The sequence below is a fragment of the Micromonospora sp. A200 genome (assembly GCF_029893845.1).
GTDB classification, from domain to species: domain Bacteria; phylum Actinomycetota; class Actinomycetes; order Mycobacteriales; family Micromonosporaceae; genus Micromonospora; species Micromonospora purpureochromogenes.
Window position 1 is genome coordinate 167,384 of the sequence record NZ_JARXXY010000008.1, and the last position, 22,239, is coordinate 189,622.

14 protein-coding genes are annotated in these 22,239 nt (G+C 75.1%); 5 read left to right on the plus strand and 9 right to left on the minus strand.

The window, feature by feature from the left end; genetic code table 11:
* Positions 1-6: 6 nt before the first annotated feature.
* The 9 genes from M2302_RS10410 to M2302_RS10450 all read right to left on the minus strand — a co-directional run bounded on the left by M2302_RS10410 (position 7) and on the right by M2302_RS10450 (position 17,403).
* A complete protein-coding gene (locus M2302_RS10410; protein WP_280837699.1) occupies positions 7-3,534 on the minus strand; it encodes an amino acid adenylation domain-containing protein in 3,528 nt (1,175 codons plus the stop codon).
* On the minus strand, positions 3,531-5,834 hold the full coding sequence (locus M2302_RS10415; RefSeq protein ID WP_280837700.1) for a lantibiotic dehydratase: 2,304 nt from the start codon (positions 5,832-5,834) through the stop codon (positions 3,531-3,533). Before M2302_RS10415 ends, M2302_RS10410 begins: the two co-directional genes overlap by 4 nt.
* A complete protein-coding gene (locus tag M2302_RS10420) occupies positions 5,831-8,992 on the minus strand; it encodes a thioesterase domain-containing protein (RefSeq protein ID WP_280837701.1) in 3,162 nt (1,053 codons plus the stop codon). The genes M2302_RS10415 and M2302_RS10420 overlap by 4 nt, the downstream gene beginning before the upstream one ends.
* A complete protein-coding gene (locus M2302_RS10425; protein ID WP_280837702.1) occupies positions 8,989-12,474 on the minus strand; it encodes an AMP-binding protein in 3,486 nt (1,161 codons plus the stop codon). The genes M2302_RS10420 and M2302_RS10425 overlap by 4 nt, the downstream gene beginning before the upstream one ends.
* 342 nt (positions 12,475-12,816) lie before the next feature.
* Entirely contained in the window at positions 12,817-13,227 is a 411-nt protein-coding gene (locus M2302_RS10430; RefSeq protein ID WP_088962485.1) for a DUF2267 domain-containing protein, read from the minus strand.
* 242 nt (positions 13,228-13,469) lie between these two features.
* Positions 13,470-13,868 carry an NUDIX domain-containing protein gene (locus M2302_RS10435; RefSeq protein ID WP_280837703.1) on the minus strand — a complete coding sequence of 133 codons (399 nt, stop codon included), beginning with the start codon at positions 13,866-13,868 and terminating at the stop codon, positions 13,470-13,472.
* 270 nt (positions 13,869-14,138) lie between these two features.
* Complete coding sequence (locus M2302_RS10440; RefSeq protein ID WP_280837748.1) at positions 14,139-15,428, minus strand: hypothetical protein; 1,290 nt, start codon at positions 15,426-15,428, stop codon at positions 14,139-14,141.
* Positions 15,429-15,547: 119 nt separating this feature from the next.
* Positions 15,548-16,366 carry a sugar phosphate isomerase/epimerase family protein gene (locus M2302_RS10445; RefSeq protein WP_280837704.1) on the minus strand — a complete coding sequence of 273 codons (819 nt, stop codon included), beginning with the start codon at positions 16,364-16,366 and terminating at the stop codon, positions 15,548-15,550.
* The gene (locus M2302_RS10450; protein WP_280837705.1) at positions 16,366-17,403 is read right to left on the minus strand and encodes a zinc-binding dehydrogenase; all 1,038 of its coding nucleotides are present in this window, start codon (positions 17,401-17,403) and stop codon (positions 16,366-16,368) included. Before M2302_RS10450 ends, M2302_RS10445 begins: the two co-directional genes overlap by 1 nt.
* A gap of 116 nt (positions 17,404-17,519) precedes the next feature.
* Between M2302_RS10450 and M2302_RS10455 the strand changes: the two genes are divergently transcribed.
* The 5 genes from M2302_RS10455 to M2302_RS10475 all read left to right on the plus strand — a co-directional run bounded on the left by M2302_RS10455 (position 17,520) and on the right by M2302_RS10475 (position 22,223).
* Positions 17,520-18,914: an extracellular solute-binding protein gene (locus M2302_RS10455; RefSeq protein WP_280837706.1), complete on the plus strand. Its 1,395-nt coding sequence runs from the start codon at positions 17,520-17,522 to the stop codon at positions 18,912-18,914.
* Complete coding sequence (locus M2302_RS10460) at positions 18,911-19,870, plus strand: sugar ABC transporter permease (protein ID WP_280837707.1); 960 nt, start codon at positions 18,911-18,913, stop codon at positions 19,868-19,870. The genes M2302_RS10455 and M2302_RS10460 overlap by 4 nt, the downstream gene beginning before the upstream one ends.
* On the plus strand, positions 19,870-20,736 hold the full coding sequence (locus tag M2302_RS10465; RefSeq protein ID WP_280837708.1) for a carbohydrate ABC transporter permease: 867 nt from the start codon (positions 19,870-19,872) through the stop codon (positions 20,734-20,736). Before M2302_RS10460 ends, M2302_RS10465 begins: the two co-directional genes overlap by 1 nt.
* A gap of 226 nt (positions 20,737-20,962) precedes the next feature.
* Entirely contained in the window at positions 20,963-21,577 is a 615-nt protein-coding gene (locus M2302_RS10470) for a methyltransferase domain-containing protein (RefSeq protein ID WP_280837709.1), read from the plus strand.
* A gap of 40 nt (positions 21,578-21,617) precedes the next feature.
* On the plus strand, positions 21,618-22,223 hold the full coding sequence (locus M2302_RS10475) for a class I SAM-dependent methyltransferase (RefSeq protein ID WP_280837710.1): 606 nt from the start codon (positions 21,618-21,620) through the stop codon (positions 22,221-22,223).
* Positions 22,224-22,239: the final 16 nt, after the last annotated feature.

Below are 22,239 nucleotides of genomic sequence, written 5' to 3' on the forward strand. Positions count from 1 at the left end.
TGTCCTTCATTGCGCGGTGCCGCCGGGGCGGCGGGGTGGGTTGCGGCGGGTGCGGCTGCGGCGGGCGGCGGCCCGCAGCGCGGCGCGGGCGAGTTCCGGCCGGTCGGCGGCGCCGTCGAGGCTGGCGGCGAGCGCCCGGACGGTGGGGTGGCGGAACAGGTCGAGCATGGTGATCGAGCGGCCGGTGGCGGCGGTGAGCCGGGCGTGCACCGCGGCCAGGGCGAGGGAGTGCCCGCCGATGTCGAAGAAGTTGTCGGTGACCCCGACCCGGTCGGTGTCGAGCACCTCCCGCCAGATGCCGGCGATCAACTCCTCGGTGTCGGTCAACCCGCCCGGACCGGCCGGCATCGAAATGCGCGGCGCCTCGGCGGCCGCCACGGTCATCGCGCCGAGCTTGGGCGTACGCACGGTGGGCCGGGGCAGCGCGGCGGCAACCGCGTCGGCCGGCGCGTGCGGGTCGGCGGCGAGCGCGCCGACCAGCTCGGCCAGGTCGGCCAGGAGCGCCTCGATCCGGTCCGCGTCGAACAGGTCCGGGTTGTGGACCACCTCGACGCCGAAGCGGCCGTCGGACTCCACCACGTAGACGGTGATGTCGAAGGGTGAGCCGGGCTTGGGCACCGGGACCGGCACGGCGGTCAGCCCGGTCAGCGCCAGCCGGGGCGGGGCGAAGTTGAGCACGTTGAACAGCACCTGCACCAGCGGCGCCCGGGAGGTGTCCCGGCCGACGCCGAGGGCCTCGACGAGGCGTTCCAGCGGCGCGCCCGGGTGGGCGGTGACCTCGTGCAGCTCGGCGGCGCACCGGTCGACCAGCTCGGCGAAGGTGGCCCCGCCGGTGCGCAGCCGCACCGGCACGGTGTCGATGAAGAAGCCCACCACGTCGTCGAAGGCGGCCAGCCGGCGGTCGGCGACGATCGCCCCGACCACGTGGTCGTCACCGCCGGTGAGCCGGCGCAGCAGCTCACCGAAGCCGGCGAGCAGCACCGCGGCGACCGTGGTACCGCGCCGGGCGGCCAGGGCGCGGACCGCGCGGTCGGCGGGCTCCGGGAGGCGCACCGCGGCCTCTGCGCCGGCGTAGGTCTGCACCGCCGGGCGGGGCCGGTCGCGGGGCAGCTCCAGCACGGTGGGCACGCCGCGCAGGTGCTCGGCCCACCAGGCCAGGTCCGCCGCGCCCCGGCGGGCGTCGCGCCCGGCCCGCCAGACCGCGTAGTCGGCGTACGTGGCGGCCGGCGGCGGCAACGTCGGGGTGGCCCCGGTGACGGCCCGGTCGTACGCGGCGGCGAGGTCGTCGTAGAGGACCGCCTCGGACCAGCCGTCGAAGACCGCGTGGTGCATGGTCATCGCCAGCACGTGCGCGTCGGCACCGAGCCGGTAGACGGTCACCTGCCAGGGCGGCCCGGTGGCCAGGTCGAAGGCGTGCGCGGCGCCGGCGGCGAGCATCCCGGCCAGCTCCGCCTCGGCATCGGCGCTGCCGGTCAGGTCGACCACCGGCACGGCCACGTCGGTGGGTTCCTCGCAGACCGCGTACGGCACCCCGGCGGTCTGCGGGATCCGCCAGCGCAGCACGTCGTGCCGCTCGACGACGGCCCGCAGCGCCGCGCCGAGGGCGGCGGTGTCCAGCGGGCCGCGCAGCCGGTGCGCGACGGCGATGTTGTACGGGGCGCTGGACGGGGCGAGCTGGTCGACGAACCAGAGCCGACGCTGCGGTGGGGAGAGGGTGGGCGGGTTGCCGGTGGTCAGCGGCTCGGTGTCGGCCGGGGCGGCGGCGCGCAGCCGGGCGACCAGGCCGCCGAGGGTGCGTCCGGCGAGCACGTCCCGGATCTCGACGTGCCGGCCCAGCTCGGCGCGGAGCGCGGCGACCAGACGCATCGCGGCGATGGAGTTGCCGCCGGCGGCGAGGAAGTCGGTGTCCGGGCCGGGGGTCGCGCCGAGCAGCCGGGTCCAGATCCGGGTCACCGTTCCCGTCACCGGGTCGGCCGCACCGGCCGGCTCCTCGGCGGTGGCTCCGGCGGTTGCTCCGGCGGTCAGCGCGGCCGTGGCCAGGGCGCGCAACGCCGGCCGGTCCAGCTTGCCGGTGACCGGGCTGACCGGCAGGTCGTCGCGGCGCAGCAGCCGGGCCGGCAGCATCGCGGCGGTCAGCCGCGCCCGGGCGTACGCCCGGATGGTGTCGTCGCCGGGCGCCCCGGCCGGGGTGAGGACCGCGACCAGCTCGGTACCGGCCGGCCCGGGCACCGCCTCGACGGCGACCCGGTCGACGCCGGGGGTGCCGGCCAGCACCGCCTCGACCTCGCCCAGCTCGATGCGCTGGCCCCGGATCTTCACCTGCCGGTCGGTACGTCCGAGGTAGACGATCCACCCGTCGGCCGCCTGGCGGACCAGGTCGCCGGTGCGGTACAGCCGCTCGCCGGGCAACCCGGAGAACGGGTCGGGGACGAACCGGTCGGCGGTCAGCCCGGGCCGGTCGAGGTAGCCGTCGGCCAGTCCGGGGCCACCGATCAGCAGCTCGCCGGTCTCCCCCGGCGGCACCGCCCGCAGCTCGGCGTCGACGACGTACGCCCGGTGGTTGGGCAGTGGCGAGCCGATCGGCACCGGGTCGGTCTCGGCGCCGCTCAGCTCGCCGGTGACCGCGAGCACGGTGGTCTCGGTGGGGCCGTAGCCGTTGAGGAAGCGCCGCCCCGGCGCCCAGCGGGCGGCCAGTTCGGCGGGGACGACCTCGCCGCCGCAGAGCACGGTACGCCAGCCCGGCACGTCGACCGGGTCCAGCATGGACAGCACGGTCGGGGTGATGAAGCCCCAGTTCACCTCATGCGCGGCGATGAACCGGGCGAGCCGGGTCGGGTCGGCCCGGTCGTCGGCGCCGAGCAGTTGCACCGCGCCGCCGAGCAGCAGCGGCAGGAAGAGGTCCATGGTGGCCGCGTCGAAGCCGAGCGAGGCGATGCCGAGGCTGCGCACCCCGGCGTCGGCGCCGCTGATCGTGGCACACCCGGTGACGAACTCGACCACGTTGCGGTGGGTGGTCAGCACCCCCTTGGGGCGGCCGGTGGAGCCGGAGGTGAACAGCACGTACGCCGGATCGCCGGGCCGGGCCGGGCAGGGCGCCAGCGGGGCCGGGCCGTCCGACTCGACCACCTCGACGCCCGGCAGGTCGGCCAGCTCGGCCGCCGCGTCGCCCACCAGCAGCGACACCCCGGCGTCGGCGACGATCTCGCGCTGCCGCTCGCGGGGACCGTCCGGCTCCAGCGGCACGTAGCAGCCGCCGGCGAGGAGCACCCCGAGCACGTCCACGACCAGCCGGGGCCGGCGCCGCCCGCAGACCCCGACCCGGGCCTGCCGGCCCACGCCGCGGGCCCGCAGCGCGGCGGCCACCCCGGCCGCCCGGCCGACCAGCTCCCGGTAGGTGAGCCGGTCGTCCCACTGGCGGACCGCGACCGCGTCGGGACAGCGCGCGGCCCGGGCGGCGATCAGGTCGGCCAGCGTCCCGTCCGGCCAGGGCAGCTGCGGCCCGGCGACGGCGCTGATGGACAGGATGTCGGTCACCCGTGCTCTCCCCGGTAGGTGGCTGGATCGGTGATCTGCAGGCGCAGCTCGCTGACGTGTCCGCGCCCGGCGGCGTCGGGCACCCAGGCGTCCGCCGGCGTGGGCAGCAGCTCGGTGACCACCACCGCCACGTCCGGGCCGGTCTTCGCGGCGGCGTCGGCCATGGCGCACAGCGACTGGGCGTACAGCGGGCCGGTCAGGTCGACGTAGCAGGGCTTGACCTCGGTGCCGACCTTGACGAACACCCGCTCGGGCAGGTCGAGGGCCGCCCGGAAGCGGCGCGCCGCGAGGTAGCGCGCGGTCTCGTCGCCGTGCCCGGCCAGCCCGCTGCCGGCCACGGTGGTCCGCCAGGTGCGCCGGGCCACCACCAGCCGGTCGATGGTGATCCTGGGCGTGTGCGGGGCCGGGTCCAGCAGCTTGAAGGCGTCCAACAGCAGCGAGCCGAGCAGGTGGGCGAAGATCTCCATCACCGGCCAGCGGGACCCGTCCGGGAATACCGCGATCAGCCCGTCGCCGTCGCGGACCACGGTGACGGCGGTGGCCGGGACCAGCCGGTCGACATCGCCGCCGCGCGCGGTGTCGATGCCGAGCTGGCGGTCCGCCGGGCCGGTGAGGGCGTACGTGGTACGGGTGGTCAGCCGGGGCCAGCTCTCCGGGTAGAGCACCCGGATCCGGGCCGGTCCCAGGTCGGCGTCGAGCGCCGCCCGCAGTGCCGGCGGGTCGGGGTGGAACGGGGTGAGCACCGCGCTGTCGTAGGCGACGGTGGCCGGGTGCAGCTCGCCGAGGACGAGCAGGAACTCGCCCCGGTCGATCGCCTCGGCGGAGGCCGCGCTGACCTGCAGGTCGGGGTTGTGGATCCGGGCGGACGGCCAGCCGGGCCGTTCGGCGGCGAAGAGCGCGCGGACCGGGCCGGCCAGATCCTCGGCGCGCAGCCGCAGCTCGACGGTGCCGGCCGGCAGGTGCCGCAGCCCGAACAGCTCGGCCCACCGCTCGGTGAAGTCCGCCCCGGCGCGGGCGACGGGTCCGTCCGGTGCGATCAGCATCCCCTGGGCCAGCGACCAGATGTCGGCCAGCCGGACCGGACCGTCGGCGGCGAGTTCGTCGTGCAGGTCGGCGAGGATCTCCTCGCAGCCGGCGCCGATCTCGGCGGTGAGCCAGCGGGCCGCCTGGAGGATGACGGCGAGCGGGGCGGCCAGCGCGTCCAGCACGATGGCGCCGACGGTGACGTCGAGGTCGCGGGCGGTCTCCTCGTAGCAGACGGTGCGCCCGGCGTACATCTGGCCGCTCTGCCGGGTGGCGGGGCGGCCGGTGACCGCGGTGAACCGGGTGTTGAGCGCGGCCAGCGCGACGCCCAGCCGGTCCGGGTCGCCGGCGGCGGCCGCGACCGCGTCCCGGGCGGCGCGGAGCCGGTCGAAGTCGGCGGCCACCGCCGTGCGCACGGCCTCCTCGCCGATCGCCGCGATCCGCTCGCCCAGCACCCGTTCCGCGTCCGGGCTGTTCGGCAGGTTCGCGTCCCAGGTCAGCTGGCCGCGTTCGACGAACCGGTCCAGCAGCAGGTACGCGTCGTCGACGGTGCGGACGTCGCCGTCGGTGCGGGCCCGCTCGGCCAGGTCCACCGCGGCGGTGCGCCCGTCGCAGGACGCCAGCAGCCGGGCCTCCACCGCCGACAGCGGGATCGGCGGGTGCAGCGGCCAGCGCAGTTGCCGGCCCTGGACGGTCAGGTGCGGTTGCAGCGCCGGGGCCCACCAGCGGCGTACCGCCAGGTCGTCGGCGAGCCGGTCGGCGTACGCGATCAGGGCCCAGGCCTCGAACCCGACGTGCCGGCGGGTGACCAGTCCGGGTCCGGGCGCCAGCCGGGTACGCGGGTCGTCCGGGTCGAAGGTGCCCCAGCAGACCGGGCCGAAGAAGCCGATCGTCTCGGCCTTGCCGCAGTAGCGCTGCCAGTAGCGCAGCAGGCTCAGCTCCCGCTTGCGCCGGCGCACGTTGCGTACGGTCGGGTCGGTGCGCAGCAGGCCGTCCAGCGCGATCAGCATGTCCGGGTTCTGCCAGGTGACCGCCTCGCGCAGCAGCGGGTCGGCGGCCAGTTCGCCGGCCACCGCCGAGGAGTCGGCGAACGCCTCGCGCAGCGCCTTGTCGACGATCTCCGGGGCGACCTCCCCGGCGAGCAGCCCGTCCGCGGCGGCGGCCGCGTCGGGCGCCGCGAACCGGTCCAATCCGTCGGCGGGGAAACCGGCGCTGCGCAGGACCACGTCCCGCCACACCGACCAGCCGGTGTCGCCCAGCGGCAGCAGGTGACTCATCGGCCGTCCTCACTTTCGGGGGCGTCCACGATCTGCAGCCGCAGCTCGCTGAAGCACCGGCGGCCGGTGCCGTCCGGCACCCACGCCTGGTCGGGGGTGGGCAGCATCTCGCTGACCAGCAGGGAAACCTCGTCGCCACCGTCGGTGCGGGCGGCCCGGACCATGGCGCAGAACATGGTCACGAAGGCGGGGCTGCTCAGGTCCACGAAGCAGGGCTTGACCTCGGTCCCGAGCTTGACGTAGACCTGCTCCGGCAGGCCCAGCCGCCGTCGCCAGGCCCGTGCCGCGAGGTAGCGGTCGCGCTCGCCGGTCACCGCGGCGAGCCCACTCTCCCCGACCGTGGTCCGCCAGGTCTGCCGGGCCACCACCATGTTGTCCAGGGTGATCCGGGGGGTGTAGGGCGCGGCGGCGACCAGCTTGAACCCGTCGACGGCATGCGCGCTGAGCAGCTCGGCGAAGACCTCGGTGAGCGGCCATCGCTGGCCGTCGCGGGCGGTGGCGACCAGCCGGCCGTTCTCGTCGGTCACCGTGAGGTCCACCGTGGGCAGCACCCGGGCCGGGTCCGCGCCCGGGGCCGGCTGGAACGCCAGGTGCCGGTCGGTCGGACCGGTCAGCGACTCGGCGGTACGGCTGGTCCGCCGGGGCCACTCGCTCGGGAAGAGCAGCCGGATCCGCCGCTCGCCCAGGTCCTCGGCGAGCGCCGCGCTCAGCCGCTCCACGTCCGGGTGCGACGGGGTGAACACGGCGCAGTCGAACGACGACCAGGCCGCGTGCAGCTCGCCGAGCACGACGGTGAATTCGCCCCGGCGCAGCGCATCGGCGTCGGAGGCGCAGATCTGCAGGTCGGGGCTGTGTACGACGCCGTTGGACCAGGACGGCCGGGACCCGGCGAAGACCTCGTCGATTCGCCCGGCGAGGTCGGCGACCCGCAGCCGGACCTCGTTGGTGCCGGCGGGCAGGGTGTCCAGCGCGAACAGCCCGGCCCAGCGCGCCGCGAACTCGGCGGCCACGGTGTCGACCGGGCGCTCGCCCCCGCCCCAGAACAGGCCCTGGACCAGGAACCAGAGGTCGGAGAGGGCGACCGGGGAGTCCCCCGCCTCGGCGCGCAGCTCCTCGTACAGCCCCCGGAACACCGCCCCGTACGCCTCGGTCAGGGCGTTGACCATCCAGCGGGCGGCGCGCAGCAGCACGTCGAGCGGGGCGGCGAGGTCGGCCAGCAGCGGCGCGCCGAAGACGACGTCGAGGTCGCGGCTGGCGTCCTCGTAGCAGATGGTCCGCCCGGCGTACATCTGGCCCTCCCGTCGCCGGGACGCGGCCCCGGTCAGCGCGGTGAAGGTGGCGTCGAGGTCGTCGAGTGCGACCCGGAGCCGGTCCGGGTCGCCGGCCGCGGCAGCGACCTCGTCACGTGCCGCGCGCAGCCGGTCCCAGCCGGCCCGCGCGGTGGCCCGAGCCGGCTCGTCGCCGATCCCGTCGATGCGGGCGGTGAGCACCTGCTCGGCGTCCGGGCTGACCGGCAGGGCGGCGTCCCAGGTGATCAGCTCCCGGGCCACCAGCCGGTCCAGCAGGGCGTAGCCGTCCTCCGGTCGGCGCAGCCCGAGCGCCGGGTCGGCCACCAGGTGGCACGCCGGCCGGCGGCCGTCGACGGCGGCGAGCACCGCCGCCTCCACCGGGGACAGCGGCACCGGTGGCCGGCCGGGGCGCAGCACGCTGCGCCCGCGCACGCTCAGGTGCGGGCAGAGCATCGGCGGCCACCAGCGGCGCACCGCCAGGTCGGTGCCGATCCGGTCGGCGTACGCGGACAGCGCCCAGGACTCGAACCAGACCCAGCGGCGGCGGGTCAGCCCCGGCCCCTGGCTGATCCGGGCCACCTCCGGCTGCTCCGGGTCGAGGGTGACCCAGCAGCTCGGCCCGAAGAAGCCGACCGTCTCGTTCTTGCCCGCGTAGCGCTGCCAGTACTTGAGCAGGGCCCGCTCGCGGTCGCGGCGACGCACGTTGCGGGCCGCGTCGCCGCCGCCGCGGGCCAGGCCGTCCAGGGCGAAGAGCGCGCCCCGGTTCTGCCAGGTGACCGCCTCGCGCAGCAGCGGCTGGCCGGCCAGCTCGCTGATCCGGTGCGCCGACGCCCGAACTGCCTCGTCGAACTCCTTGTCGAACCGGTCGGCGCCGGCCCCGGTGGCCAGCAGCTCGTCGGCGGCCGCGGCGGCGTGCGGCGCGGCGAGGAGGGTCAGCCCGTCGGCCGGGAAGCCGGTGCTGCGCAACACGGCGTCCCGCCACACCGACCAGCCGGTGTCCCCCAGCGGCACCCGGTGCGCCCCGGTCGACCCGGCACCCTCCGCACCGGCAGCGCCGGACGCGGCAGCGCCGGACGCGGCAGGGCTCGGCGCGGCAGCGCCGGACCGGGCGGCGGTCGGAGCGGCGGCGGCCGGCGCGGCGACGGCCTCGGCCAGGTCGGCGCGGATTGCGGCGAGCAGCTCGGGCAGCCGGTCGGTGAGGAAGAAGTGCCCGCCGTCGATCTCGTGCAGGGTGAACCCGGCGGCGGTGTGTTCGGCCCAGGCGGCGCTCTGCTCCCGGCTGACCGCCCGGTCGTGCCGGCCGCTGAACGCGACGAGCGGCACCGGCAGCGGCTCGCCGGGGACGTACCGGTAGCTGTCCACCCGGCCGAAGTCGGCGCGCAGCAGCGGCAGCAGCAGCTGCACCAGCTCGGGGTGTTCCAGCAGCTCGGCGGGGAGCCCGCCGCCGGCGCCGAGGCGGCGCAGCAGCTCGTCGTCGTCCACCCCGGACAGCCCGTCGAAGAGGCTGGGGGCGGTGACGTGCGGCGCCCGGGCACCACCCACGTAGAGCCGCAGCGGCAGCGGGCGGCCGGTACGGCGCAGCTCGCGGACCACCTCGAAGCCGACCCGGCCGCCCATCGAGTGGCCGTAGATCGCGTACGGGCGGTCGGCCCGACCGGCGATGGCGGCGGCGACGTCGGGCACGGTGAACCGGGGGTCCTCGGAGATCCGGTTCTCCCGGCCGGGCAGCTGCACCGCCAGCACCTCGACGTCCGGGCCGATCCCCTCCGGCCAGCGCCGGAAGGCGCTCGCGCCGGCCCCGGCGTAGGGCAGGCAGAACAGTTGCACCGGCGCCTGGGGTCGGCTTCCGGGCGAGACGAACCAGTTCACCGCGCGCCTTTCTGAGGAGGGTCGATCCAGTACCGCCGGCGCTGGAACGGGTAGCCGGGCAACCCGGTGCGGCGGACGCCCCCGCCGGGGTGCAGCGCGGCCCAGTCGACGTCGCCACCGGCGACCCAGTCGGCGGCGAGGTCCCGCAGCCGGCCGGCCGGGCCGGCGATCCGGGTGTCGGTGTCGAGCAGCTCGTCGAGCCCGGCGACCGCGCCGGCCGGGTCGGTGGCGACCACCGCCGCCCGGCAGTCGAAGGCCCGCCGGCCCAGCGCCAGGGTGGCGGCCACCTCGGGCAGCGCCGGCGCCGCGCCGGCCAGGTGGGCCCGCAGCCGGGTGAGCGCCGCGCGCAACGCCCCGGGGGTACGCGCCGAGACCGGCAGCAGGTGCGCGGCACCCTCGGGCGCCTCGACCGGCTCGACCGGCGAGGGCTGCTCGACCACCACGTGCGCGTTGGTGCCGCCGAGGCCGAACGAGCTGACCCCGGCGACCCGGCGCGGGCCCGGCGGCCAGTCGCGCGCCTTGGTCGGCACGTAGAACGGGCCGCCGGCCAGGTCGATCTCCGGGTGCGGCCGGGTGAAGTGCAGGTTCGGCGGGATCACCCCGTGCTGCACGGCGAGCACGGTCTTGATCAGCCCGGCCACGCCGGCTCCGGCGTCGAGGTGGCCGATGTTGGTCTTGACCGAGCCGAGCGCGCAGGACTCGGCGGGCGCGGCTCCGCCGTACACCTCGTGCAGCGCGGCGACCTCGATGGCGTCGCCGAGCGGCGTACCGCTGCCGTGGGCCTCGATGAAGCGGACCTCGCCGGGCGCGACGTCGGCCGCGGCGAGCGCGTTCGCGACGGCGGCGGCCTGCCCGGCGGGGCCGGGGACGGCGAAGCCGGCCCGGTCGGGCCCGTCGTTGGTGATCGCCCAGCCGGGCAGCACCGCGTAGATCCGGTCGCCGTCGGCCTGGGCGTCGGCGAGCCGGCGCAGCGCGACGACCCCGACCCCGGAGCCGAAGCCGGCCCCGTCGGCGGCCTCGTCGAAGGCGCGGCAGCGGCCGTCGGGTGAGGCGAGGCCGCCGGGGGTGTGCCGGTAGCGGGGCCAGGTGACGTTGACGCCGCCGGCGAGGGCGAGGTCGCACTGGTAGTCGGCGAGGCTCTGCGCGGCGAGGCAGACCGCGACCAGCGAGCTGGAGCAGGCGCTCTGCACGGCGACCGCCGGCCCGGTCAGCCCCAGCCGGTACGCGACCTGGCCGGGCAGGTGGTCGGTGAACTGCCGGCCGATCAGCCGGGCCTCCCAGTCGTCCGGGTCCACGTCGCCCACCACCGCCGGGTTGTCCAGCAGGTGGAACAGGAAGTACCGGTTGGCCGAGGTGGCCGAGTAGACCCCGACCAGCCCGGGGAACCGGGTCGGGTCGTGCCCGGCGTCCTCCAGCGCCTCCCACGCGGTCTCCAGGAAGAGCCGGTGCTGCGGGTCGGTGCGGGCGGCCTCCTGCTCGCCCATCGCGAAGAACTCGGCGTCGAAGTCGGCGACGCCGTCGAGCCGGCCGGCGGCCCGGACGTGCCGGGGGTCGGCCCGCAGGCCGGCCCCGATGCCCAGGGCGGCCAGCTCGGCGTCGCTGTGGTCGTGGATCGAGTCGACCCCGGCGCAGAGGTTCCACCAGAAGGTGGCCAGGTCGGGGGCGCCCGGGAACCGCCCGGCGAGCCCGACCACGGCGATCTCGTCGCCGGCGTACTCGCGGGCGGCGACGGTCGGCGCGGCCGGGGCGGGCAGGGTCGGCGCGGGGGCCGGTGCGCCGGGCCGGTCATCGATGGCCGCCGCGTCGAGCAGCCGGGCCTGCGCCGCCACGGTGGGGTGCGCGAAGAGCCGCACCATCGGCAGCGCCACCCCGAACCGCTCGGCGAGGCGCTGCTGCACCTGGCCGAGGAGCAGGGACTGGCCGCCCGCGTCGAAGAAGCTCTCCTGCCGGCCGACCGCGTCGCGGCCGAGCACCGCGCACCAGATGTCGTGCACCGCCCGCTCGGTCTCGGTGGTCGGGCCCTGCCCGGCCGGGACGTCCCGGGGCGGGTCGGGCAGCGCCCGCTCGTCGACCTTGCCGGTGACGGTGAGCGGGAAGGCGTCGAGCGCGACCACCGCGCGGGGCAGGGCGTACTCCGGCAGCCGCCGGGCGAGGGCGGCGCGCAGGGCCGCCGGGTCGAGGGGCCCGCCGGCGGGCGTCGCGTACGCCAGCAGCTCGCCGTCGCGGGCGATGGCCCGGACGGCGGCGACGCCGGGCTGGGCGGCGAGGACCGCCTCGATCTCGGTCAGCTCGACCCGGAACCCGCGCACCTTCACCTGCCGGTCGAGCCGGCCGAGGCAGACCAGCTCGCCGCCGGGCAGCCGCGCGCCGAGGTCCCCGGTGCGGTACGCCCGGGTGTGGCCGTCGTTCTCGAGGCTGAACCGGTCGCTGTCCTGCCCCAGGTAGCCCGGGGCGAGGTATCGGCTGCGCACCACGATCTCGCCGGTGTCCCGGTCCAGCGACAGCTCGTACCCGGGCAACGGGGTGCCGATCGGCAGCGGCCCGGTGGCGGTCGGGTCGGCCTCGGCGAACGGCAGCGTGTGCCGGGCGGCGAAGGTCATCTCGGTGGCGCCGTAGCCGTTGACCAGGACGCTGCCCGACGCGAACCGGTCCCGACCGCGCGCGGCGTCGGCGTGGGTGGCCTGCTCGCCGCCGAGCAGCACCACCCGCACCGCGTCGAGCCGGCGCGCGCCGAGGGTGTCGAGCAGGAACCGGTAGACGGTCGGGGTGGAGTGGTAGACGGTCACCCGGCGTCGGACCAGCTGGTCGGCGGCGTGGGCCAGGCCGTGCCGGCGCAGGTCCACCGGGACGACGGCGGCGCCGGTGAGCAGAGCCGGGTACAGGTCGGGGATGGCGGCGTCGAAGCTGAACGAGGCGAGCAGGCTGAGCCGGTCGTCCGGGCCGAGGGCGAGGTCACGGATCTGGTTGTCCACGACGTGCGCCAGGTTGCGGTGGGTCTGCGCGACGGCTTTGGGCGTGCCGGTGGAGCCCGAGGTGAACAGCACGTACGCCGGCGCGTCCGGGTGCACCGGCACGGGACGCAGCGGGGCGGGCCCGATCCCGTCGAGGACGATCATGGTGGTGCCGGGCCGGTCGGCGCACAGCCGCTCGGCCAGTTCCCGGTGCGCGGCGGCGCAGGCGACGGCCCGCACGTCGGCGGCGGCGAGCAGGTGCCGCAGCCGCGCGTCGGGGAACCCCGGGTCCACCGGCACGTACGCGCAGCCGGCGGCGAGGGCACCGAGGACGGCGGCGACGGTGGGCGCGCCGTGCCCGGTGAGCAGGGCGACCCGGTCGCCGGCGCGCAGGCCCGCGGCGGCGAGCGCGGCGGCGTGGCCACCGGCGCTGCCGGCCAGCTCGGCGTAGTCGACCTCGTGGGTCTCGCCCAGGATCGCCGGCCGGTCAGGATGGGCGGCAGCGACGTCCACGAAACGCTGGATGATCATTGGTTGCGCCATCTCAGGGAGCTGACTCGACTCCACTGTGGACAGGCGCGCAGGTATCGACAATTGTGATCATGATCCCCCCCAGGACTTCACAATGGAGCCAGAATAGGGCTCGATGCCTCCCGGAACAGGCCATTGACCGGAGTCAGCCCGAAGGGGCCACGACACCTCGGTGATCGGGCGTCGAAATTCGGCCGATCATCCCCCTAGCGCGGCGAGGAGTTTCAGCTTAAGGGGATTTCAGCGAGCAAATTTCCGGCGAAAGGGGCCGCAGACCGGGGATCTTCCGCCCCGTCGGCTCCCGTTATGGCAGCTCAGGCGGGGTGCGCAGTGGCGGCGACGTCACTCATCGTACGGCCGCGGTGGCGCTGGATCGACGTCCCTGGTGAAACTTTTCGGCAACTGCGCCACCAGGTCCTGGAACTCGCCGACCGTGACCGCCTCGCGCAGGGTGGCGAAGACCGCCCGGACCCCGACCTGGGCGGTGGCCGGCTCGACGCCGGCCCGATCGGCCACCCGGCGCAGGAACTCGACCGGTCCGAAGGTCTCCGCCGCGCCCGGCGTGGTCTCCGGCGGCGGTCCGGCCAGGTATGCGCTGAGCTCGTCCGGGAGCTGGGCGCTCAGGTCGTCGACCTCGCCGGCCTGGACCCGCTCGGCCACCGTCACCAGCACGGCACGGGCGATCGCGGCGGCCCGCTCCGGCGGCAACTCCGCCCGCCGGGCGACCGCGTCGACGAAGAGGGGAAAGCGCACCGGTCCTCCTCTCGCTCCGCCGATCGGCCGCACCTCCGACCCGGAGTCCCCGGGTCGTCCGTCGGAAATCCGACCCTCGGCGGCCGTCCCGCCGGGTCGGGAATCCGACCGCGGTTACCCGTCCCGGCGGACCCCAAACGGCCGCCTCACCCGACCGGTTCCGGCGCGGCTCGCATCCGCGCGACGAGCGGGAAGCCGCCCGCCTCGGCGGCGAACTCGTGGCGCGGCACCCGCGAGGTCGCTCAGCCCAGCAGGGACCGCCGGCGCAGGTCGTCGAAGATGATCCGGTCGACCGGGGAGACCCGGTCCCGGTCGGCGTACCCGAGCCAGGCGACCTCCTCGATCTCGTGGTCCGGCCGGGGCTCGCCGTGGTGCTCGGCGGAGTAGCAGGTCATCCGCACCAGCGTGCCCGCCGGATGGCCGTGCGCCTGGGCGGTGAACGTGCCGACGTGCACGGCCGTCGCCGGGTCGATCACCACGCCCAACTCCTCGGCGATCTCGCGGGTGAGCGTCTCCCGGTCGGTTTCGCCGGGCTCGCGCTTGCCGCCGGGCAGGTACCAGACGTCCCGGCCCCGCGAGCGGGTGCTGAGGATCCGGCCGTGCGCGATCCGGATCCAGGCGATCTTGTCGATGGCGTCCACGGGCGATCCTCCGGTCCGGGCGGGCACCCACTGTAGACGGCGGCCCGGACGTGCCGGGGTTTGGCGGCGGGGACCGGCGGGGCATTCCGACCGCACGGGGTGCTCCCGGAGGGAGGGCGCGGATGAGCTGGTGGCGCGACCGGTGGCGGCGGCGGAAGCCGCCGGAGAAGGTGGCGGCAGGTCGAGTCGGTGATGCTGGCGGCGCTGACCTCGGACGGGCCCCCGGCCGGCCCCGACTGGCGGCGACTGGACTGACGGGTCGGGTGCCGTTCACCCCTCGGCGAGGGTGTCGAGCAGCAGCGACGCCGTCCAGCTGAACGCCGCCGAGCCGAGCCCCGCCCCGGTGTCCGGATGGAAGTACTCGTGACAGCCGCCGGTGGCGACCAGCGCCAGCATCGACTCGCGCAGCCCAGCGGCCAGGTCCGGCCGGTGGTGCGCCCGCAGCCCGCGCCAGAGCAGCCAGTTGGTGTTCATCCAACTGGGGCCGCGCCAGTAGCGCAGCGGCTCGAAGTCCGGCGCGCTGCGGTCGTGGGTGGGCAGCGGACGCGGCATGCGCGGGGCCAGGCCGAACCGCGCCGAGCACGCCTCGGTCAGCACCGCCCGCACCTGGCGCCCCGGCAGGTCGGGCAGGATCAACGGCATCAGCCCGAGCACGGTACGGGCCGGGACCAGCCGGTCGGTGCGCAGGTCGCGCGGGTGGAAGGTGCCGGTGACCGGGTCGTGGAGCCGGCGGACCACGGCCTCGGTGATCCGGGCCGCGCGGTCGCGGTGCGGACCGGGATCGGCCCCGACCACGGCGGCGATCCGAGCCAGGGCGTGCTCCGCCGCACCCAGCGCCGCGTTGAACAGCGGGCACTCCACCAGGAACGGATGCCACCCGGCCAGCGCCTGATCGCTGTAGCGACGGTCGCGGTAGGAGGCGACGATCGCGACGTACCGCGCGTAGTCCAGGTCCGTGGGGCGGTGCGCGGCGTCGGCGTGCGCGGTGTCGTGCCGACGGTACGCCCGCATCACGGCGGCGTCGGCCGGTACCGCCGCCATCGGCGCGTCCCAGGCCGGGCTGTTGTCCAGGCCGGACTCCCAGGGGTGCACGATGGCCGCCAGCCCGGCCCCGCCGACGTCCCGCCGGCCGGTCAGGTAACGCTGCTGGGCGACCAGCCTCGGGTACAGCCAGCGCAGCGCCTGGGCCGACGCCTCGGACGGGGCGCGGCGGTACACCAGCCAGGCCGCCTGGGCGTGCACCGGCGGCTGGACGATGCCGGAGGTGGCGGCGGGCGGGGCGCCCTCGGCGGTGGCAGAGCCCCAGAACTCCGGCCCGGGGAAGTACGAGCCCACCCGCAGCGCCGGGTTGAAGACGATGTGCGGCACCCGCCCGTCGGCCCACTGGGCGGCGAACAGCGTGCGCAGCTCCCGCCAGGCCCGGTCGGGGCGGACGTGGGCCAGCCCGATCGCGATGAACGCCGAGTCCCAGCTCCACTGGTGCGGGTAGAGGGTGCGCGAGGGCACCGTGTGGTCATGCTCCCAGTTGGCGTCGAGGGTGGCGATGGCCAGCCGGCGCAGGTCGGCGAGGTGCCCGGCGGGCGCCGGACGGGCGGCCGCGCCGGCCCTCGGGGCGGGGCCGCCGTCCGGGTCGTCGGCGAGGGGCGCGCCGAGGCCGGACGGGCCGGCGGCGCCGGTGCTCACGCCGCCGCCTGCCGGGGCTGGGCGTGCCGGAGCACGGTCGCCGCCTGTTGCAGCGCCCGGACCGGGTCGCCGCGCAGCCGACACTCCAGCGCCAGCCAGCCCGGGTAGCCGATGTCGCGCAGCGTGCGCAGCAGCGCCGGCCAGTCCAGGTGCCCGGCGCCGGGCTGGAACCGGTTGGAGTCGCTGACCTGCACGTGCCCCAGGTACGGCGCGGCGGCGCGCAGGGCGGCGTGCACGTCGTCCTCCTCGATGTTCATGTGGAAGGTGTCGGCGACCACCCGCACCGAGGGCAGGCCGACGGCGGCGCAGAGGGTGACCGCCTCGTCGAGCCGGTTGACCATGTGGTCCTCGTACCGGTTGAGCGGTTCCAAGAAGAGGGTGACGCCCTCGGCGCGGGCGTGCTCGCCGAGGTCACCCAGGGCGTCGACGAGCACCTGCCGATCGCCGCCGGGCGGGCGGGGCGGTTCGAACGGGGGCAGCCGACGGGAGAACATCCCCCAGGCGGCGGGGGTCATCGCGCCGATCCCGCCGAGTTCGGCGATCACGGTGAGCTGGGAGCGCAGGTTGGCGACCGCGTCGCGGGAGCGCGCCGGGTCGAAGTCGCCGATGAAGTGGTCCATCTCCACGCAGACGGTGGGCATGACCACCCCCTCGGCGCGGGCCCGGCGCAGCTCCGGCAGCCGACGGGCGAGGGCGAGGTCGCCCCGGCCGCGCAGCTCGATGCCCTGGTAGCCGAGGGCGGTGGCGAGAGCGAACTTCTGGGCCAGGTTGGTGCCCGGGAGCAGTTGCTCCTGGCAGGCGAGCGGGATGGACATCAGAACTCCAGCACGACTTGTAGGACGTCACCGGCACCGCGGTCGAGCAACGCGAGCGCGTCGGCCACCGCGCGGGCGTCCACGACGTGGCTCACCAGCGGCAGCGGGTCGACGCTGCCCTCGGCCACCAGGTCCATGAAGGTGTGGGCGATGCGGGCACCGGACCACCGGCCGGCCAGGCCGGGCGCCGGGGCGGGGCCGGAGACCTGGGCCGCCACCAGCTGGATCCGGTTGTGGTGGAACTCCTCGCCAAGGCCCAGCCCGTCGGCCTGGCCCTGGTAGAAGCCGCCGGCCACGACGCGGCCGGCATGGGTGGTGGCGCGGATCGCCTCGTGCAGCGCCGGGTACGCCCCGGACAGCTCCAGGCAGACGTCCGCGCCCCGGCCGGCGGTGGCCTCGCGCAGCACCGCGGCGGCGGAGTCGACACCGGCGTCGACGGTGCGCCGGGCCCCGAGGCGGGCGGCCCGTTCCAGCCGGGCGGGCACCCGGTCGACGGCGACCACCCGGGCCCCGGAAAGGCTGGCCAGCCGGGTGGCGAGCAGCCCGATGACGCCCTGCCCGAAGATCCCGACCCAGTCGCCGAGGTGCAGGTCCCCGGCGAGGACGGCGGTCAGCGCGATGGCGCCGGGACGGGCGAAGACGGCGGCGAGCGGGTTGAGCCCGGGGGCGAGCGGGTTGACCGCGCCGGCCGGCAGGACGGCCTCGGCCCGGTGCCCCCAGATGCCCCAGACGAGTTGGCCCGGATGTCGGTCGGCCACGTCGTCGGCGACCTCGACGATCTCGCCGACCTCCTCGTAGCCGAACCCGACCAGCGGATACGGCACGGGGGTCTGCCGGGGGACGAACATCCGGCTGGCGTCGTCCCAGTCCTTGCTGAGCCGGGGGTTGCTCCCCCGGAACAGGGTGAGCTCGGTGCCGGCGGAGATGCCGGAATAGCAGGTGCGGACCCGGACCTGGCCCGGGCCGAGCGGATCGGTGGGGCAGGGCTCGAGGCTCACGCGCCGCGGCCCGGCCAGCGAGACAACCCAGTTGCCCATGGTGCCACTCCCGGGACGTACCGGGCTCAATCTTAACAAAAAATCGCTATATGTCTTGTGATTGATCAATCCAGCACGTTGAATCCCTCATGTACCCTTCGAGAGGAGTGCCACAGATGTCATCCCCTCCGATGCGGATGCTGGCCGCCACCCTGATCCTCGCAGTAACCGGGGCGAGCCTGCTGGCCTGCAGCGACGACGAGTCTAAAAGCGACAGTTCCGAAATAACCGTCTGGAGCCTGGAGGACGTGGCCGACCGGGTCACCGCCACCAAGGCGATCATCGCCGACTACACCGCCAAGACCGGCGTGAAGGTCAATCTGGTCACCGTCAACGAGGACCAGTTCCCCTCCCTCATCGCCTCCAGCGCCGCCGCCGGGGAGCTGCCCGACGTCGTCGGGTCGGTGTCGCTCGCCGGCATCCGCACCCTCGCCGGCAACGAGCTGCTGCATCCCGACGCCAACAAGGAGATCGTCGACAAGCTGGGGCGGGACACCTTCTCGCCACGGGCCCTGGAACTGACCTCCGAGGACGGGAAGCAGCTCTCGGTACCCAGCGACGGGTGGGGGCAGCTGCTGGTCTACCGCAAGGACCTCTTCGACGCCGCCGGCCTGCCCGCCCCCGACACGTACGAGAAGATCGCCGCCGCGGCGGCGAAGCTGAACACCGGCGGGGTCGCCGGCATCACGGCGGCCACCGCCCCGGGCGACGTCTTCACCCAGCAGACCTTCGAGCACCTGGCCCTGGCCAACAACTGTCAGCTCACCGACGACTCCGGCGCGGTCAAGCTGGACTCCCCCGAATGCGTCGAGGCCTTCCGCTTCTACGGCGACCTGATGCGCAACCACTCCGTCAAGGGCGCGCAGGACGTGGACACCACCCGGGCCACCTACTTCGCCGGCAAGGCCGCCATGCTGATCTGGTCGCCGTTCATCCTCGATGAGCTGGCCGGACTGCGCAACGACGCCAAGCCGACCTGTCCCCAGTGCGCGAAGGATCCGAACTGGCTGGCGAAGAACAGCGGCTTCGTCACCGCCATCAAGGGCCCGAACGGCGCGGAGCCGGCCCAGTACGGCGAGATCAGCTCCTGGGCGGTGCTGAACGAGGCCGCCGCCGACCCGGCGAAGTCCTTCGTGGAGTACCTGCTCTCCGACGGCTACCCGCGCTGGTTCGGCATGTCCCCGGAGGGGCGCTTCCCGGTCCGCAAGGGCACCGCCGACGACAAGGAGAAGTTCCTCACCGCCTGGAACACCAGCCAGGCCGGCGTGGACGCGAAGAAGCCACTCTCCGAGGTGTACGGCGCCGAGGTGCTGACCGGCCTGCGCACGAGCCCGGACACCTTCCAGCGCTGGGGCCTGACCCAGGGCCAGGGCAAACTGGTCGGCGCGATCCTGGGCGAACTGCCCGTACCCAAGGCCCTCGCGGACGTCGTCGGCGGCAAGAGCGACGCCGGCGCGGCGGCCGCCCGGGCGAAGAAGGACGTGGAGGCGATCAAGGCGGGCGTCAATTGACGACGGCCCCACCGGAGACCGGCCGCTCCCCCGCCCGGGAGCGGCCCGGCCCCGGCCGCCGACGCCCGCTCACGCTGCGTCGCCGGGAGTCGCGCGCCGGGCTCGCACTGGTTGCGCCGACCCTGCTCGTCGTGGTCGCGGTGATCGGCATCCCGATCGTCTGGACGGTGGTGCTGGCCTTCCAACGGGTACGCCTGGCCACCCTGCGCAAGACCGGGCTCTTCGGTGAGCTGACGCTGAGCAACTTCGACCGGGTGCTGAATACGCCGGGCTTCGCCGACACGCTCTGGACCACGGTGCTCTACAGCCTCGGCGGCACCGCCGGGTCGATCGCGCTCGGCCTGGTCGCCGCGCTGGTGGTCCGCCGACCGTTCCGGGGCCGGACGCTGGTCCGGGCCTCGATGCTGCTGCCGTACGTGGCGCCGGTGGTCGCGGTGGCCTTCGTCTGGCAGGTGATGCTCGACCCCCAGCTCGGCATCGTCAACGACTGGGGGCAGCGCTTCCTCGGCTGGGACGCCCCGATCCCCTTCCTGTCCCAGGACTCGACCGCCCTGGCCACGGTGGTCGCGTTCGAGGCGTGGCGCTACTTCCCGTTCGCGTTCCTGTTCCTGCTGGCCCGGCTCCAGGCCGTCCCCGGCGAGCTGGAGGAGGCCGCCCGGGTGGACGGCGCCACCCCGACCCAGCGGTTCCGGCACATCCTGCTGCCGCAGCTGATGCCGGTGATCGCCCTGCTGGGGGTGCTGCGGTTCATCATGACGTTCAACAAGTTCGACGACGTCTACCTGCTCACCGGCGGTTCCGCCGGCACCGAGGTGGTCAGCGTCCGGGTCTACCAGTTCCTCACCGCGCGGACCGACATCGGGGCGGCGGCGGCGCAGGCCGTCGTGCTGGCCGTGGTGCTGATCGTCTTCGTGGCGATCTACCTGCGCTTCTTCGCCGGACGCAGGGAGGCGTGATGGACCGCGACCGGATCGAAACCGTCTCGCTGCGCTGGCTGCGCCGGCTGGTGGTCACCGCGTTCCTGCTGGTCACCCTGCTGCCGTTCTGGTACATGCTGGTGCTCTCGGTACGCCCCATCGAACGGCTGCTGCTCGACCCCGGCTCGCTGTGGGTGCCGCTGGGCGAGCTCACCGTGGCCACGTACACCGAGGTGTTGAAGGCCGCCGAGGACGGCGGCCAGGGTTTCCTCACCTTCATCCGCAACAGCGGCCTGGTCGCCCTGGCCGCGACGCTGCTGACGCTGCTGGTGGCGATCCCCGGCGCGTACGCCGTCTCCCGGTTGCGGTTCTTCGGCCGTCGCCAGGTCAATGTCCTGTTCCTGGCCGTCTACCTGTTCCCGTCGATCGTCATCGCGATCCCGCTCTTCGTGGTCTTCACCCGGGCCGGGCTGCGCGGGTCCCTGTTCGGCCTGGTGCTGGTCTACATCTCGCAGACCCTGCCGGTCTCGGTCTACATGCTGAAGAACTACTTCGAGACCATCCCGATCAGCCTGGAGGAGTCCGCGGCGATCGACGGGGCCGGCCGGCTCGGCATCATCCGCCGGATCAGCCTGCCTCTGGCCGCCCCGTCGATCATGGCGGTCGCGCTCTACGACTTCATGATCGCCTGGAACGAGTTCCTCTTCGCGCTGCTCTTCCTGGTCGACAAGCCCGACCGGTGGACGGTGTCGCTGGGGCTCTCCCTGCTCGCCGACGGCGTCGAGGTGCCCAAGACGGTGCTGATGGCCGGGTCGGTGATCCTCACCCTGCCCATCGTGATCCTCTTCTTCGCCAGTGAGCGGCTGCTCACCGAGGGTCTCACCGCCGGCGCGGAGAAGGGCTGACCACCCGCCCACGGGCGGTGGCCGACCGCCGGTCACCGTCCGTGGAGGCCGCGATCACGCCTCGAAACACCTGGTAGATAATCGTGCCGAACGGTCATGTCGTCCGTAGCATCGTTCGAAAACCCGCCCCGGCGGGTACGGGGGAAGCCGACGGAACGCCCTGCGCGTGCCGCCGGCAGGTGCGCGAGCACCACATCCGTATCCGCGACAGGCAAAGGGGCCGGCGATGGGTCGAGCACGGCAGGACGCGCCAACGGGCACCCAGGGTGAGGACTACACCCGTCGGCTGCAACGCCTGGGTGGCGCGCGCTGGAAGCAGCTGCTCGACGTGCAGGCGCCGTACCGGTGGAACCTGCGGCGGCTCGGCCTGGGCCGCACCCTCGACGTGGGCTGCGGACTCGGCCGCAACCTCGCGAACCTCGGCGACGGCGCCGTCGGGGTCGACCACAACGCCACGTCGATCGCGCACGCCCGGGCCGCCGGGCACGAGGCGTACACGGTCGAGGAGTTCTTCCGCTCCGAGCACGCCCGCCCGGACGCCTTCGACTCGCTGCTCGCCGCCCACCTGCTGGAGCACCTCCCCGCCGGCCAGGCGCTGGAGGTGGTCTCCTCGTACCTGCCGTTCGTCCGCTCCGGCGGCACCGCCGTCTTCATCACCCCGCAGGAGCGCGGGTACGCCAGCGACGCCAGCCACGTCCGGTTCGTCGGGTTCCCCGAGGCGGCCGAGGCCGCCCGCGACCTCGGCATGACCGTGGTACGGCAGTACTCGTTCCCCTTCCCCCGGGCGCTCGGCAAGCTCTTCACGTACAACGAGTTCGTCACCGTCGCCCGGCTGCCCTGACCGCCGGGACGCTCCGCCGGGCGCCGGTTACCGTGGCGGCATGACCAACCCGACCCGCTGGGCGACCGAGACCGGCCCCGGACACTCGCAGTGGTACATCGACCGGTTCCGCAAGCTCGCCGCCGAGGGCGCCGACCTCGCCGGCGAGGCGCGCCTGGTGGACGCCATGGTCGCGCCCGGCTCGCGGATCCTGGACGCCGGCTGCGGCACCGGCCGGGTCGGCGCCGCGCTGGCCGCCCGCGGTCACCGGGTGGTCGGGGTGGACGCCGACCCGGCGCTGGTCGAGGCCGCCCGCGCCGACCATCCCGGCCCGCGCTGGCTGGTCGGCGACCTCGCCGCACTGGACCTGGCCGCGGCCGGCGAGCCGGAGCCCTTCGACGCCGCCGTGGTGGCGGGCAACGTGATGGCGTTCGTCGCTCCGGGCACCGAACGGGACGTGCTGGCCCGGATCGCCGCGCACCTGCGCCCCGACGGCGTGGTGCTGGTCGGCTTCGGCACCGACCGGGGCTACCGGCTGGCGGACTTCGACGGCGACGCGGTCGCCGCCGGGCTGCGCCCCGAGCACCGCTTCGCCACCTGGGACCTGCGTCCGTGGCGCGACGAGGCCGACTTCGCGGTCAGCGTGCTCCGCCGCCCCGCGCCCTGACCGCCCGCCGTCCTGG

Excerpts from the sequence above, each read along its gene's own strand:
- M2302_RS10415 (WP_280837700.1), bottom strand. The coding sequence starts at position 5,834 with ATGAGTCACCTGCTGCCGCTGGGCGACACCGGCTGGTCGGTGTGGCGG.
- M2302_RS10425 (WP_280837702.1), bottom strand. The coding sequence starts at position 12,474 with ATGATCATCCAGCGTTTCGTGGACGTCGCTGCCGCCCATCCTGACCGG.
- M2302_RS10445 (WP_280837704.1), bottom strand. The coding sequence starts at position 16,366 with ATGTCCATCCCGCTCGCCTGCCAGGAGCAACTGCTCCCGGGCACCAAC.
- M2302_RS10450 (WP_280837705.1), bottom strand. The coding sequence starts at position 17,403 with ATGGGCAACTGGGTTGTCTCGCTGGCCGGGCCGCGGCGCGTGAGCCTC.
- M2302_RS10455 (WP_280837706.1), top strand. The coding sequence starts at position 17,520 with ATGTCATCCCCTCCGATGCGGATGCTGGCCGCCACCCTGATCCTCGCA.
- M2302_RS10465 (WP_280837708.1), top strand. The coding sequence starts at position 19,870 with ATGGACCGCGACCGGATCGAAACCGTCTCGCTGCGCTGGCTGCGCCGG.
- M2302_RS10470 (WP_280837709.1), top strand. The coding sequence starts at position 20,963 with ATGGGTCGAGCACGGCAGGACGCGCCAACGGGCACCCAGGGTGAGGAC.
- M2302_RS10475 (WP_280837710.1), top strand. The coding sequence starts at position 21,618 with ATGACCAACCCGACCCGCTGGGCGACCGAGACCGGCCCCGGACACTCG.